General features: G+C 62.4%; 12 protein-coding genes. 6 read left to right on the top strand and 6 right to left on the bottom strand.

Annotated features, from left to right (window positions below; genetic code table 11):
* Positions 1-119 precede the first annotated feature (119 nt).
* A complete protein-coding gene (gene dksA, locus ABIE40_RS10345) occupies positions 120-539 on the top strand; it encodes an RNA polymerase-binding protein DksA (protein WP_112716531.1) in 420 nt (139 codons plus the stop codon).
* 77 nt (positions 540-616) lie between these two features.
* Here dksA and ABIE40_RS10340 read toward each other — a convergent pair whose 3' ends face one another.
* Positions 617-1,762, bottom strand: coding sequence for a flagellar biosynthetic protein FliO (locus ABIE40_RS10340; protein WP_199629536.1), 1,146 nt, complete (start codon positions 1,760-1,762; stop codon positions 617-619).
* A 277-nt stretch (positions 1,763-2,039) separates the two neighbouring features.
* On the opposite strand from ABIE40_RS10340, the gene cckA reads away from it, so the two are divergent.
* A complete protein-coding gene (gene cckA / locus ABIE40_RS10335; protein WP_199629537.1) occupies positions 2,040-4,649 on the top strand; it encodes a cell cycle histidine kinase CckA in 2,610 nt (869 codons plus the stop codon).
* 39 nt (positions 4,650-4,688) lie between these two features.
* Here cckA and ABIE40_RS10330 read toward each other — a convergent pair whose 3' ends face one another.
* Both ABIE40_RS10330 and ABIE40_RS10325 read right to left on the bottom strand, forming a co-directional pair.
* Positions 4,689-5,615, bottom strand: a complete 927-nt coding sequence (locus ABIE40_RS10330) for a pseudouridine-5'-phosphate glycosidase (RefSeq protein ID WP_112716525.1) — start codon at positions 5,613-5,615, stop codon at positions 4,689-4,691.
* A 30-nt stretch (positions 5,616-5,645) separates the two neighbouring features.
* Positions 5,646-6,590 (bottom strand): carbohydrate kinase family protein, encoded by a 945-nt coding sequence (locus tag ABIE40_RS10325; protein ID WP_199629538.1) that lies wholly within the window; start codon positions 6,588-6,590, stop codon positions 5,646-5,648.
* A 241-nt stretch (positions 6,591-6,831) separates the two neighbouring features.
* Between ABIE40_RS10325 and recA the strand changes: the two genes are divergently transcribed.
* From recA to ABIE40_RS10310, 3 genes are all read left to right on the top strand, one after another.
* Positions 6,832-7,920, top strand: coding sequence for a recombinase RecA (gene recA, locus ABIE40_RS10320; RefSeq protein WP_130278210.1), 1,089 nt, complete (start codon positions 6,832-6,834; stop codon positions 7,918-7,920).
* Positions 7,921-8,106: 186 nt separating this feature from the next.
* Positions 8,107-10,767 (top strand): alanine--tRNA ligase, encoded by a 2,661-nt coding sequence (alaS, locus tag ABIE40_RS10315; protein ID WP_199629539.1) that lies wholly within the window; start codon positions 8,107-8,109, stop codon positions 10,765-10,767.
* Positions 10,768-10,799: 32 nt separating this feature from the next.
* Entirely contained in the window at positions 10,800-11,300 is a 501-nt protein-coding gene (locus tag ABIE40_RS10310; RefSeq protein WP_199629540.1) for an STM3941 family protein, read from the top strand.
* Between the two features lie 17 nt (positions 11,301-11,317).
* Here ABIE40_RS10310 and ABIE40_RS10305 read toward each other — a convergent pair whose 3' ends face one another.
* Positions 11,318-11,950 (bottom strand): LysE family translocator, encoded by a 633-nt coding sequence (locus tag ABIE40_RS10305; protein WP_199629541.1) that lies wholly within the window; start codon positions 11,948-11,950, stop codon positions 11,318-11,320.
* 126 nt (positions 11,951-12,076) lie between these two features.
* Between ABIE40_RS10305 and ABIE40_RS10300 the strand changes: the two genes are divergently transcribed.
* Complete coding sequence (locus tag ABIE40_RS10300) at positions 12,077-12,928, top strand: AraC family transcriptional regulator (protein WP_199629542.1); 852 nt, start codon at positions 12,077-12,079, stop codon at positions 12,926-12,928.
* On the opposite strand, the gene ABIE40_RS10295 is transcribed toward ABIE40_RS10300, so the two are convergent.
* Both ABIE40_RS10295 and ABIE40_RS10290 read right to left on the bottom strand, forming a co-directional pair.
* Entirely contained in the window at positions 12,920-13,555 is a 636-nt protein-coding gene (locus ABIE40_RS10295; RefSeq protein ID WP_199629543.1) for a glutathione S-transferase family protein, read from the bottom strand. The genes ABIE40_RS10300 and ABIE40_RS10295 overlap by 9 nt on opposite strands.
* An 87-nt stretch (positions 13,556-13,642) precedes the next feature.
* Entirely contained in the window at positions 13,643-14,086 is a 444-nt protein-coding gene (locus tag ABIE40_RS10290) for a GNAT family N-acetyltransferase (protein WP_199629544.1), read from the bottom strand.
* Positions 14,087-14,132: the final 46 nt, after the last annotated feature.

The following is a 14,132-nucleotide window of genomic DNA, read 5'->3' as shown; positions in this document are numbered from 1 at the left end:
TGTTAGCTCAAAAATGTGACAGATTTAAAAATCTGTTTACATGTCGTATTTGGCTTGAATCGATATTAGCGCATGGGATATACACCCCGCCACATGAGATGTTCTTCAGGAGAATCGCGTTGAGTGAGAAGATCGATCTTAGCAATTACGTTCCCTCGGAAGACGAGGAGTTCATGAACGTAAACCAGCGAGCATATTTCCGGGCAAAGCTGGTCGCATGGAAAAACGACATCCTTAGAGAAGCGCGCGAGACCCTAGATCATCTCGCTGAAGAAAGCGCCAACCATCCCGACCTCGCGGACCGGGCATCTTCCGAAACAGACCGGGCCATCGAACTTCGCGCCCGCGACCGTCAGAGAAAACTGATCTCCAAGATCGACGCCGCGCTGCAGCGTATCGATGACGGCACCTACGGTTACTGCGAAGAAACCGGCGAGCCGATCGGCCTCAAGCGTCTCGACGCCCGCCCGATCGCCACGCTGTCGATCGAGGCACAGGAACGCCACGAGCGCCGCGAAAAAGTCTACCGCGACGAATAAGCGCCTCACGGCAGAGCAAAAAATAAAGGCACCGCTTTCCGGCGGTGCCTTTTTTGTTTCGGGCCCGTGTTTCAGAGCTATTTGTCGCGATTGACGCTCATTTCGCCGAAGATGCGGGCCACTTCCTTCTGCAGTTCGGCATCGGCGCCCGTCACCGGCGCCATCTCAGGATCGCGGCGCGGCAGGTTGGCTGGCTGCGGCGGGATAACGGGACGGACCGGCATACTCTGCGCCGGCAGGATCGTCGGCACCGGCTGAACGACGCGTTCGGCGGTGAAGTTGGTGTTCATTTCTTCTTCGAGGATCCGCTGGAAATCACCCTTCGGCTGCTGCGGCGGCGCGCCGGCATCGGCGGTCACGACGGGCGTCCCCTCGGAAACGGTCGGCAGGCTCTGGGCGGCCGGTGTGGAGACCTGAGGCTCGATGCGGACCTGCTGCGGCAGCACACGGGCGCGGGCGGCGTCGAGAATATCGGCGGCGTTGCTTGTGGTTTCCGGGGCGGGCGCCATCTCGGTGCGTTCGGCCGGGCGGATCGAAATCGGCGGCTGGACGCGGGTTTCAGGGGCCGGAATGACCGGCGGGACGATGATCGCCGGGGCCGGGGCGGGCTCGGCTGCGGGAGCAGGCGTTGCTACCGGCGCGACGGCAACGGGTGCGATCGGCTGCGGGCGGCGCGGCTCGATCACCGGTGCGGGTGCCGGAACGTAAGGCTCGGGTTCGGCCTCTTCTTCTTCGAAGATTGCGACCGGCTCCGGCTTCTGTTCGGCTTTCGGCTCGATTTTCGGTTCCGGACGCGGCTCAGGCCTGGGGTCGGGAACGGCGCGCAGCTGCGGGCGCTCGGCAACCGGCTGCGGCCGGAACTCGGTAACGGGAGCGGCCGGTGCTACCGGGGCAACAGGGCGCGGCGCGGCAACAGGCTTCGGCTCTTCGGCGCTTTCCGGCAGGATCCGGCTTTCGATGACGACGTCGCTCGGGCCGCCGATCATGATCAGGTGCTCGACATTGTCGCGGCGCACCAGCACCAGGCGGCGGCGGGCATCGACGGCGGCGGCATCCAGCACCTGCAGGCGCGGCTGGCGGTTCTTGCCGCCACGCACGAAAGGCGACGGTGCGCGGGTGCGCATCAGCCAGAGGACGCCGACCAGCACGAGGAGAGCAAGGCCAACGCCGCCGGCAGCATAGAGGAAACGGCTGCCATAGTCGGTCATTACGCTGTCTAACATGATCTCTTACTCCTCTTTACGCAGGCCGCATCATGAAGGCTTTTCAGCTCCTTAGGCAATAGGGCGCGTGCTTGTCCAGTCACGCCCCTGCGAGAAGATTGCAACAAGGGCCCGATGGCATGCGAAACTGGCGCTGTTCCTTGTGAATTCAAGCGCTCTTGCGGCGCGGCACTGTTTTTGCAAGGCCTGCAAATTGCTAAGAAGGAACGAACGCCTGATTCCTGCTTTGTCTTCCGCATACAAAGCGAAATGCCGGATCGGCGCATGCGAGGACTAGATGACGACACCGCGTCAGGCCGACGACTACAATGCCCCGATCGTGGATCGCGGAGGACGTTCAGGTACGGCCATTCGCATCATCCTGCTGGCGCTGGTGCTGATTGCCGCCGCGGCCGCCTTCGTGGTGTTCAAGAATTCGCTCGATAACGAGATGGTGCTCGGTGTTCTCGGCGTTCTCGCCATGGTGGGCATCTTCTTCCTGGTCTCCTCGGTCATCGGCTTCATCGAAGTCATGCCGCAGCGCCAGTCCGACAGTCTCGCCCGCTCGTTCCTCAACAGCCACCCTGACGGTTCGCTGATCACCGACGACAAGGGCCGGATCATCTATGCCAACGGCGCCTACGGAAAGCTGACGGGCGCCCGTAAGGCGACCGAGGTGCAGACGCTGGAAGCGCTTCTCTCGCGCCATCGCGAATCCAACGAGGCGCTCTACCGCCTTTCCAACGGGTTGCGCGAGGGACGCGAGGGCCAGGAAGAGTTCCGCCTGCTGCGCGCACTCGGACCGTCGCCGAATGGCTCCGGCGCCCATTGGTACCGGCTGAAGGCGCGCACGCTGAAGACCGAGGAAAGCGGCAGCAAGCCGCTGCATATCTGGCAGATCAGCGACATTACCTCCGAGCGCGACGACCAGGAGCGCTTCTTCAAGGAATTGCAGAACGCCATCGATTATCTCGATCATGCGCCTGCCGGCTTCTTCTCAGCGGGCCGCAAGGGCGAGATCTTCTATCTCAATGCGACGCTTGCCGAGTGGCTAGGCCTCGATCTCACCAAGTTCATTCCGGGTTCGATGACGATCGGCGATCTGGTGGCGGGCGAGGGGCTGGCGCTGATCCAGTCGGTGCAGGCCGAGCCGGGCCTGAAGAAGACCGATACGCTCGATCTCGACCTCAAGAAATCCAACGGCCAGAGCCTGCCGGTGCAGATCGTTCACAGCGTCACGTCTATGCGCGATGGCGCACCGGGCGAGAGCCGGACGATCGTGCTGCGCCGCCAGGCCGGAACGGAGAGCGAGCAGTCGGCCTCGGCCGCAGCGATGCGCTTTACCCGCTTCTTCAACAATACGCCGATGGCGATCGCCTCGGTCGATGGCACCGGCCGCATCCTGCGCACCAATGCGCCGTTCCTGAAGCTGTTCTCCGGCATCGTCTCGCGCGACGATGTCGACAACGGCGCTCTGCTCGAAACCATCGTCCAGGAAAGCGACCGCGAACGCCTGCAATCCGCGCTCGCTGCGGCGAAGGACCGGCAGGGCGATATCCCGCCGATCGATTCCCGCACGCCCAACGACGAGGCGCGGCACTTCCGCTTCTACGTCAACGCCGTCATCGACCAAAGCGACGAGGCGCCGGAAGAGGCGGCGATCGTCTATGCCGTCGAGGTGACCGAGCAAAAGGCGCTCGAGGCGCAGATGGCGCAGACGCAGAAGATGAATGCGGTCGGCACGCTGGCCGGCGGTATCGCCCACGACTTCAACAACGTGCTGACGGCGATCCTGCTCTCGTCCGACCATCTGTTGCTGCAGGCGCGCTCTTCGGATGCGAGCTTTGCGGATCTGATGGAAATCAAGCGCAACGCCAACCGCGCTGCCGTACTGGTGCGCCAGTTGCTCGCTTTCTCACGCAAGCAGACGATGCGCCCGAGCGTCTTGAACCTCACCGATGTCGTCGGCGACCTGCGCATGCTGGTCGACCGGCTGCTGTCTGGTACGCATGTGAAGCTCGACGTCGAATATGGCCGCGATCTCTGGCCGGTGAAAACCGACCTGTCGCAATTCGAACAGGTGCTGATCAATCTCTGCGTCAATGCCCGCGACGCGATGCCCGAAGGCGGCAAGCTGACGGTGCGTACGCGCAATGTGACGGCACAGGAAGTCGCGGCCTTCAATTATTCCTATATGCCGGCCGAGGATATGGTGCTGGTCGAGGTGGCCGATACCGGCACCGGCATCGCGCCCGAGATCATGGACAAGATCTTCGAGCCGTTCTTCACCACCAAGGAAGTCGGCAAGGGCACCGGTCTTGGCCTTGCCATGGTCTATGGCATCGTCAAGCAGTCGGGCGGCTATATCCAGCCGGAATCCGAAGTCGGCAAGGGAACGACGTTCCGGGTATTCCTGCCGCGCCATATCGTCGAGCCGGCAATTGCGGCGGAAGCCGAGGCTGTCGAGGCGGGCGAAACCAGCAATGTCGTGCCGATGCCGGTTGCTGCCCAGCCGGAGCAGCCGGAGGATCTGACCGGCAGTGCCGTGATCCTGCTCGTCGAGGACGAGGAAGCGGTGCGGCGCGGCGGCAAGCGAATGCTGGAGACGCGCGGCTATACCGTGCACGAGGCCGGATCTGGCATCGAAGCGCTCGATATTCTGGACGAGCTGGAAGGCAAGGTCGATATCGTCGTCTCCGACGTCGTCATGCCGGAAATGGATGGACCGAGCCTGCTGCGTGAGCTGCGCAAGAAATATCCGGATATGAAGTTCATCTTCGTGTCCGGCTATGCCGAGGATGCCTTCGCCCGCAACTTGCCGGAGGGCTCGAAGTTCGGCTTCCTGCCGAAACCGTTCTCGCTGAAGCAGCTGGCCGTCGTCGTCAAGGAAACGCTCGACCAGAACTGAACGGGAGGCGCTGCCGCCTCCCGCAAGACTTTTTTCTGATCAGGCTTCCAGCGCCACGGCGATCTCTGCCGCGAGACGCGCATTGTTTTCGACCAGCGCGATATTGGTCTTCAGGCTCTGGCCATCGGTCAGGTCGAAGATTGTGCTGAGCAGGTAGGGCGTGACGGCCTTGCCGGTGATCTCGTCACGCTCGGCGCTGTCGAGGGCGCGCTCGATATAGATTTCCATCTCCTCGCGCGGGATTTCGTCGGCTTCCGGAACCGGATTGGCGATCAGCATGCCGCCGTCGATGCCGAGTTGCTCGCGGGTCGCCTGGAAATTGGCGATCGCGGCCGGGCTGTTCAGCGTCAGCGGGCTCTTCAGGCCCGATGCACGCGACCAGAAAGCCGGGAATTCTTCGCTCTCGTAGGTGACAACAGGGACGCCCGAGGTTTCCAGCACTTCCAACGTCTTCGGAATATCGAGGATCGCCTTGGCGCCGGCGCAGACAACGATGACGCCGGTGCGGGCGAGTTCCTGCAGGTCGGCCGAAATATCGAAGCTTTCCTCAGCGCCGCGATGCACGCCGCCGATGCCGCCGGTTGCGAAGACCTTGATGCCGGCACGCGCCGCGGCAATCATCGTTGCGGCAACCGTCGTCGCACCGGTGCGGCGCTCGGCGATCGAGAAGGCGAGGTCGGCGCGCGACACCTTCATCACGTCCTTTTCCTTGGCGAGCCTTTCAAGCTCTTCCGGTTCCAGACCGATATGCAGCACACCGTGCATGACCGCGATCGTGGCAGGGATGGCGCCCTGTTCGCGGATGATCGCCTCGACGCTGCGGGCCATCTCGATATTGCCGGGGTAGGGCATGCCATGGGTGATGATGGTCGATTCCAGCGCTACCAGCGGGGCGCCGCGCTGCCTGGCGGCGGCAACTTCCTTCGAATAGGCAATCGGCAGCTGAGGGGAGATCGGTTTCGTCATTGTCTTTTCCAGTTCATCGATAAGCGCGCTTCAATGCAGAATTCTGGCGGCCGGAACAAGTGCCAGCGTGTCGCGGAGCAGTTCCGGCGTCAGATTTTCACTGACAGCAAGCGGTGACTGCACGGTGACAGCGGCGGCGGCGGCGCCATGGCGCACGGCCTCTTCCAGCGGCAATCCCTGCATGATGGCGGAAAGCACGCCGGCTGCAAGGGAATCTCCGGCACCCGTGACATCGGCCACCGTTTCGATCGACGGCGGCTGCAGGGCAATCGCGCCGCCGCCTGCAAAGGCGATCAGCTCGCGCTGGCCCCGGGTGACGATGCCGCCCTTTAGGCCGATGTCACCGAGCAGAGATGCCCATTCAGCAGCATTCTCGGGCCGCTGTCCGGCAAGGGCGGCAGCTTCCGCCTCGTTGAGGAACAGATAATCGATACCTCCGGCCGATGGCTTCAGCTTGACGACCTTGGCCGGTGAGATGGCGATCGCGGCAACTGGCTTGCCGAGGCTGTTGGCGCGGGCGACGATCGCGGTGATCGTGTCCTCCGGCAGGTTGGCATCGAAGAGGATCATATCCGTCGCCGCAAATGCATCGCGCACCCAGCGGATCGCCAGGCGGCGGGTAACGAAGAGGCGGTAGAGATCCATGTCGGCGAGTGCAATGACGAGATTGCCGTTGCGCTCGAGGATCGCGGTATAGCTCGGCGTCTTGCGGTCGAGGAAGACGAAGGGGCGGTCGTTGATCCCGGCGGCATAGGCCGCCTCCGTGACCATCTCGCCGGTCGGGTCGCCGCCGCGCGGCGAGATCATCGTGACGTCGAAGCCGAGGCGGGCGAGGTTGCGAGCGGCATTGAAGCCGCCGCCGCCGGCTTCCTCGAACCAGCTGCCGGGATTGCTGGAACCCGGCGCGGTCTCGCCGGAAATGCGGCCGCGGCGATCGACATGAGCGCCGCCGAGAACGAGAATCTTGCGCTTCACCGCGATGCTCCAGCCGCTCTTGTTTTAGCGAATCGTGCCTGCGGGAGATTCTCCGGCTGCCGATGCCCGGGCGCGCTAAGCCCTTGCTTCACATCGATAAAACAAAAGTAGAACACGTACTGATTTACCTTTTTCTTTCAACCGCTTGAACGCCTCTTGCGAAATGAGAACAAATCACGTACAAAATCGGCATCGGCGGCGACATTGCTAGAGCGGCTTCAATAACCTAAAGGTGGATCGAATGTCACAGAATACATTGCGGCTTGTAGAGGACAAATCGGTGGACAAAAGCAAGGCACTTGAAGCGGCACTCTCTCAGATCGAGCGGTCGTTCGGCAAGGGCTCGATCATGAAACTCGGCGCGAAGGACAGCGTCATCGAGGTCGAAACCGTATCGACGGGTTCTCTCAGCCTCGATATCGCGCTCGGCATCGGCGGTCTCCCGAAGGGTCGTATCATCGAAATTTACGGACCGGAAAGCTCCGGTAAGACGACGCTGGCGCTGCAGACAATCGCGGAAGCCCAGAAGAAGGGCGGCATCTGCGCCTTCGTCGACGCCGAACACGCGCTGGACCCGGTCTATGCACGCAAGCTTGGCGTCGATCTGCAGAACCTCTTGATCTCGCAGCCCGATACCGGTGAGCAGGCGCTCGAAATCACCGACACGCTGGTTCGCTCCGGCGCCGTCGACGTTCTCGTCGTCGACTCGGTCGCGGCGCTGACGCCGCGTGCCGAAATCGAAGGCGAAATGGGCGACAGCCTGCCGGGTCTTCAGGCCCGCCTGATGAGCCAGGCGCTGCGCAAGCTGACGGCCTCGATCTCGAAGTCGAACTGCATGGTGATCTTCATCAACCAGATCCGCATGAAGATCGGCGTCATGTTCGGTTCGCCTGAGACGACGACGGGCGGTAACGCGCTGAAGTTCTACGCCTCGGTTCGCCTCGACATCCGCCGTATCGGCGCGGTCAAGGAGCGCGAAGAGGTGATCGGCAACCAGACCCGCGTCAAGGTCGTCAAGAACAAGATGGCGCCTCCCTTCAAGCAGGTCGAATTCGATATCATGTATGGCGAAGGCGTTTCCAAGACCGGCGAGCTCGTCGATCTCGGCGTCAAGGCCGGCATCGTCGAGAAGTCGGGCGCCTGGTTCTCGTATAACAGCCAGCGCCTCGGCCAGGGCCGCGAGAATGCGAAGATCTTCCTGCGCGACAATCCGGATGTTGCCCGCGAGATCGAGACGTCGCTGCGCCAGAATGCCGGCCTGATCGCCGACCGCATTCTGCAGAACGGCGGACCGGATGCCAATGACGGCGACGGTGACGGCGAGCCCTGATCCTTTCCTGACAATTTGAGTGCCAGCCGGCCGCATTCGAGACCCGAATGCGGGCGGTTTCGTTTGCGGATGCCTGTATGCTCAAAGCTGTCTGGCGTTTGTCTGCTGGACAGTGGTTAATGCGGGCGATAAAAGCCACTGGATTTAAAGTTTTGACCTGCCGTGGGCAGCATTGAAGGGCATAGCATGAGCGGTGTGAATGATATCCGGTCGACCTTCCTCGACTATTTCAAGACCAACGGCCACGAAGTCGTGCCGTCGAGCCCGCTCGTGCCGCGCAACGACCCGACGCTGATGTTCACCAATGCCGGTATGGTGCAGTTCAAGAACGTCTTTACCGGTCTTGAGAAGCGTCCTTATTCGACGGCGGCGACGGCGCAGAAATGCGTGCGCGCCGGCGGCAAGCATAACGACCTCGACAATGTCGGCTATACTGCCCGCCATCACACCTTCTTCGAGATGCTCGGCAACTTCTCCTTCGGCGATTATTTCAAGGAACGGGCGATCGAGCTTGCCTGGAACCTGATCACCAAGGAATTCGGCATCGATGCCAAGCGCCTGCTGGTGACTGTCTATCACACCGACGACGAGGCTTTCGGCCTGTGGAAGAAGGTCGCCGGTCTTTCTGACGACCGGATCATCCGCATTCCGACCAGCGACAATTTCTGGGCGATGGGCGATACCGGCCCGTGCGGTCCGTGCTCGGAGATTTTCTACGACCACGGCGATCATATTTGGGGCGGCCCTCCCGGCTCGCCGGAAGAAGACGGCGACCGGTTCATCGAGATCTGGAACCTCGTCTTCATGCAGTACGAGCAGATCACTAAGGAAGAACGTGTCGACCTGCCGCGTCCGTCGATCGACACCGGCATGGGCCTCGAGCGCGTTGCGGCGCTGCTGCAGGGCAAGCATGACAATTACGACATCGACCTGTTCCGGGCGCTGATCGAAGCCTCGGAAGAGGCGACCGGCGTCAAGGCCGAAGGCGACCAGCGCGCCAGCCACCGGGTCATCGCCGACCATCTGCGGTCCTCCGCTTTCCTGATCGCCGACGGCGTTCTGCCGTCCGCAGAAGGCCGTGGCTATGTGCTTCGACGCATTATGCGCCGCGCCATGCGTCATGCAGAGTTGCTTGGCGCCCGCGAACCGCTGATGTGGAAGCTGCTGCCGGCACTGATCCAGCAGATGGGCCGGGCCTATCCGGAGCTGGTGCGCGCCGAAGCGCTGATCACCGAGACGCTGAAGCTTGAGGAAACCAAGTTCCGCACCACCCTGAAGCGCGGCCTGTCGCTGCTTTCGGATGCGACGACGACGCTTGGCAGGGGTGACATGCTCGACGGCGAGACGGCCTTCAAGCTTTACGACACCTACGGCTTCCCGCTCGACCTGACGCAGGATGCGTTGCGCGCCCGCGAAATCAGCGTCGATCTCAGCGGCTTCACCGATGCCATGGAGCGCCAGAAGGCCGAAGCGCGTTCGCATTGGGCCGGCTCCGGCGACAAGGCGACCGAAACCATTTGGTTCGAGTTGCGCGAAAAGCATGGCGCAAGCGAGTTTCTCGGTTATGCCACGGAGACGGCCGAAGGCGTCGTCCAGGCGATCGTCAAGGACGGTGCTGCCGTTGCTCAGGCCGCCAGCGGCGACAAGGTTCAGATCGTCGTCAACCAGACGCCGTTCTACGGCGAGTCCGGTGGCCAGGTCGGCGATGCCGGCATCATTTCGTCCGATCATGCCAAGATCGAGATCACCGATACGCAGAAGCGCGGCGAGGGTCTGTTCGTGCATATCGGCACGGTCGTCGAAGGCACGATCAAGGCCGGCGATGCCGTGGCCTTGACGGTCGATCATGCCCGTCGCTCGCAGATCCGCGCCAACCATTCGGCAACGCATCTGTTGCATGAGGCGCTGCGCGAGGTGTTGGGTACCCACGTAGCCCAGAAGGGATCGCTGGTCACACCCGACCGCCTGCGCTTCGACGTGTCGCATCCCAAGCCTATGTCGGCGGACGAGCTCAAGGTGGTCGAGGATATGGCCAACGAGATCATTCTGCAGAATTCACCGGTCACGACGCGTCTGATGAGCGTCGACGACGCCCGCGCCGAAGGCGCGATGGCGCTGTTCGGCGAGAAGTATGGCGACGAGGTGCGGGTGGTTGCCATGGGGCAGAGCCTGCACGGCGCCAAGACCGGAAAGCCGTATTCCATCGAACTGTGCGGTGGCACGCACGTGTCTGCCACAGGCGATATCGGACTGGTGCGCATCCTCGGCGACAGCGCGGTCAGCTCTGGCGTGCGCCGCCTCGAGGCGGTCACCGGCGAGGCGGCTCGCGCCTATCTCGCCGAGCAGGACGACCGGGTCAAGGCACTGGCCGGTGCGCTCAAGGTGCAACCGGGCGAGGTGCTGTCGCGTGTCGAAGCACTCATGGATGAGCGCCGCAAGCTGGAGAAGGAACTGGCCGATGCCAAGCGCAAGCTTGCCATGGGCGGCGGGCAGGGCGGCTCGGAAGACGCCGTTCGCGACGTGGCCGGCGTCAAGTTCCTCGGCAAGGCAATTTCGGGTATCGATCCGAAGGACCTCAAGGGTCTGGCCGACGACGGCAAGGCGAGCCTCGGTTCCGGCGTCGTGACGCTGATCGGCGTCTCCGAAGACGGCAAGGCGAGCGCAGTCGTCGCCGTTACCGAAGATCTGGTCGGCCGCTTCAGCGCCGTCGATCTCGTCCGCATCGCCTCTGCCGCGCTCGGCGGTAAGGGCGGCGGCGGCCGTCCCGACATGGCGCAGGCCGGCGGTCCGGATGGGGCGAAGGCCGACGAGGCGATCGAGGCTGTTGCCGCGGCACTTGCCGGCTGATCGATAAAGGCCCGGAGGGCAGGAGGTTCTCGATGAAGGTCCACCGCTCTCCGGCCAAGATGATCGGTCTTGCCTTTCTCTCGCTGCTCATGACAGCGCTCGCGCTTTTTGTCGGCTTCACCGGCTATCAGAAGGAAGGCGCGGGCGGTTTTCCTGTTTTCATCGGCATTATCGGTGGCCTGTTTTTCCTGATCGCCTTCATAGCGATCGCCTGGAAGGCTTTCGATCGCCGCCCGGTTCTGGATTTTTCCGACGAGGGCCTGCTGGCAACCGAGGTTGCGCCGGAACGCATTGCCTGGCGCGATCTGCTGGCGGTGCGCGTCTTCCAGCTTCACAAGCAGCGTTTCATCGAACTTCAGGTGACACCGGGGGCGTCCGCCGCTCTGACGCTTTCGCGCATGGTGCGGCTCAACAATCGTGCGCTTGGAAAATCCAACGAATATCTGACGCTCTCGACAAGCGGCCTCGACCGTTCCGTCGAGGAGATCTTTTCGCTGATCCAGCAGCGGGCAGAGGCGGCGCGCCAGAGCTGAGCGCGCCGCAATCCGTTTCAGTTCCTCGACTGCAGAGCAAGCCGGCAGGCGAGCCCGGTGAAGACGGTCGCCAGAGCGTATTGCGGCAGCCGTGGAAACCGGCGCATCGCCTTGAGGCGATTGCGTATCTGGTTGCCGAGCAGGATCACCGCACCATTCACCGCAAAGCCAATGATGTTGAGGATGCTTGCAAGTACGAGCATCTGGCTTGCCATCGAACCGGCATTCGGAAGGATGAACTGCGGAAAGAGGGCGAGCACGAAGAGCGCCATCTTCGGATTGAGCAGGTTCGTCGCCAGGCCCGTCGTGAAGATGCGGATGCTGGATATCCTCTGCGCTGTCGATGTGGGCTCGAAGGCGGTCGCCTGCGAGCGGATCGTCTTGTAGGCGAGGTAGAGAAGGTAGGCGCAGCCCGCCAAGCGGACGGCCTCATAGGCGGCGGGGACGGTGACGAAGAGCTGCGACAGGCCGAAGGCGGCGGCGAGCGCGTGGCAATAGGTGCCGGCGGCAATTCCAGCATAGGTGAGAAAGCCCGCGGCGCGGCCTTGGCTGATGCTGCGCGAGGCGATCAGCAGCATGTCGGGTCCGGGCGTCGCGGTCAGCACCAGGGCTGCGGCGGCAAAGAGCATGAGTGTTGAAAAATCCGGCATTATGAAATCCTCTTGGGTTCGAGCCGGAATTCCGGTCTATCAAGATTCGCGGGCCGCGCAAGTCCGCAGGATTTGTCAAATCGGTCTATGCTTTCCTGCAGCCGATCGATTTGCATGAGGTTTGACATGAACGGGCAAACGGCTTGGTCTCTCTATGAAAACCGCCTCCAGCGGGTTTCGGCCTATATCTACGACCACCTCGACGAGGAGCTGGATATGGCGCGGCTGGCCGATATCGCCTGCATGTCGAGCTATCACTGGCACAGGATCTATCGCGCGATTCATGGCGAGACGCTGGCGGCCACCGTCAAGCGGCTGCGGCTGCATCGCGCGGCGGGCGATATCGTCCGCACCGATCTTGATATCAGCGAGATTGCGAAGCGATCGGGCTATCCCAATCTCCAGTCTTTCAACCGGATCTTCAAATCGGTCTATGGCATGCCGCCGGCACGCTACCGGAAAGAGGGAAGCCACACAGTCTTCCAACCTCCGCTGCCAGGAAAGGCAACAGCCATGTTTGACGTGACCTTGAAGACCATCGAGCCGATCGACCTGATCGGCGTGCCGCATCGCGGCTCCTACATGCAGATCGGCAAGGCCTTCGAGACGCTGTTAGGAACGCTGCATGCCCGGGGGCTGGCGAAACCCGACATGCGGATGATCGGCGTCTATTTCGATGATCCCGATATCGTTCCGGCCGACGAGCTGCGTTCGATCGCCTGCGTTGCCGGCGGCGCGGATATCGCAGCCGATCCGCCGTTCGAGCGCCGGCGGATCGATGGCGGCGAATATGCGGTTCTGCGCCACAAGGGACCCTATGCCGATATGCACAGGGCTTATCAGTGGCTCTATGGCGAGTGGCTGCCGGTTTCCGGCCGGCAGCTGCGCGATGCCCTGATGTTCGAGGATTATCTCAACAATCCGCGCGATACGGCGCCGACCGGATTGCTGACGGATATCTACATGCCGCTAGTATGAGGCGGCCTGCGGCATGCCCTTCAACGCTTCGTCGTCGATTGCGGCGGCGCGTTTGTAGGCCTCACGGCTGGTGACGCGGCCGAGATAATCGGCAAAGGCCGGCCGCTTTTCGATGGAGCCGAAATTCAAGCCCCAGCTGACATGCGAGCCGACATAGACATCGGCGGCGGTGAAGCGGTCGCCGGCGATATAGGGCGTCTCGGTCACTGCTTTTTCGAGCGTGTCCATGACATCGCCGAAGCTGCCATATCCGACGCTGCGGGCCTTGTCGGCGGGGGTGACGACGCCGAGCATGCGGATGGTGACGACCGATTCCAGCGGGCCTGCGGCAAAGAACATCCAGCGGTAATAGGAGCCGCGCTCTTGCGGGCGCGGCGCCAGTTCGTTCTCAGGGAAGGTATCGGCGAGGTAAGCGCAGATCGCGGCGCATTCGGTGACGACAGTGCCGTTATGGCGGATCGCCGGCACCTTGCCCATCGGGTTGACCGAGAGATAATCCTCGCCCTTCATTGTGCCGCCGAAGGTCAGGATTTCGGTGCGGTAGGGAACACCTGTTTCCTCCAGCATCCAGCGGGCAATGCGCCCGCGCGACATCGGGTTCGTGTAGAATACCAGCTCTTCTGTCATGACCTCTCCTTCTCCATTGTCGATATCTGGCGCAGGCCAGCGATGCGGCAATGTCTAGAGGAGGCTGCTGCCAGATTCTGTCAGCAGTCAGAGCTGCTTGCGGTATTGGATGAAGCCGGAGCGCTCGGCGATCTGGTCGTAGAGGCGGCGTGCCCGCTCGTTGCTCTCGTGCGTCATCCAGTAGAGCCGGCCGGCGCCATTCTCGCGCGCCAGATCGGCGACACGCTCGATCAGTGCGGCGCCGGTGCCAAGCCCGCGCTGGTCTGCCTCGACATAGAGATCCTGCAGGTAGCAGGTCCATTTCGGCAGCCATGTCGAGCGATGGAAGATCGCGTGGACGATACCCTTCAGCGTGCCGTCATCGTCAAAGGCGCCGAAGGCATGCATCGGCTCGTTTGCGGCGTGGAAGCGCGCCCAGGTGAGATCGGTGGTCTCAGGCGGAATGACGACTTCGTAGAAACTCTGATAGCCCTTCCACAGCGGCTCCCATGCAGCGCGGTCGGAAAGCGTGAGCAGGCGGATCGTCGTCATGTGCTGTTCCCTTGTTGTTGAAATGAAAACGGCGGGAAGATCCCGC

The organism is Rhizobium sp. OAE497 (assembly GCF_040546565.1).
In the GTDB taxonomy this organism is placed as follows: Bacteria; Pseudomonadota; Alphaproteobacteria; order Rhizobiales; family Rhizobiaceae; genus Rhizobium.
Note: the sequence above shows the minus strand (reverse complement) of the source record. Positions and strands in the feature narration are given on the sequence as shown.

Coding starts and splice junctions, on each gene's coding strand:
- ABIE40_RS10340 (WP_199629536.1), bottom strand. CDS start 1,762: ATGTTAGACAGCGTAATGACCGACTATGGCAGCCGTTTCCTCTATGCT.
- cckA (WP_199629537.1), top strand. CDS start 2,040: ATGACGACACCGCGTCAGGCCGACGACTACAATGCCCCGATCGTGGAT.
- ABIE40_RS10330 (WP_112716525.1), bottom strand. CDS start 5,615: ATGACGAAACCGATCTCCCCTCAGCTGCCGATTGCCTATTCGAAGGAA.
- recA (WP_130278210.1), top strand. CDS start 6,832: ATGTCACAGAATACATTGCGGCTTGTAGAGGACAAATCGGTGGACAAA.
- alaS (WP_199629539.1), top strand. CDS start 8,107: ATGAGCGGTGTGAATGATATCCGGTCGACCTTCCTCGACTATTTCAAG.
- ABIE40_RS10310 (WP_199629540.1), top strand. CDS start 10,800: ATGAAGGTCCACCGCTCTCCGGCCAAGATGATCGGTCTTGCCTTTCTC.
- ABIE40_RS10305 (WP_199629541.1), bottom strand. CDS start 11,950: ATGCCGGATTTTTCAACACTCATGCTCTTTGCCGCCGCAGCCCTGGTG.
- ABIE40_RS10300 (WP_199629542.1), top strand. CDS start 12,077: ATGAACGGGCAAACGGCTTGGTCTCTCTATGAAAACCGCCTCCAGCGG.
- ABIE40_RS10295 (WP_199629543.1), bottom strand. CDS start 13,555: ATGACAGAAGAGCTGGTATTCTACACGAACCCGATGTCGCGCGGGCGC.
- ABIE40_RS10290 (WP_199629544.1), bottom strand. CDS start 14,086: ATGACGACGATCCGCCTGCTCACGCTTTCCGACCGCGCTGCATGGGAG.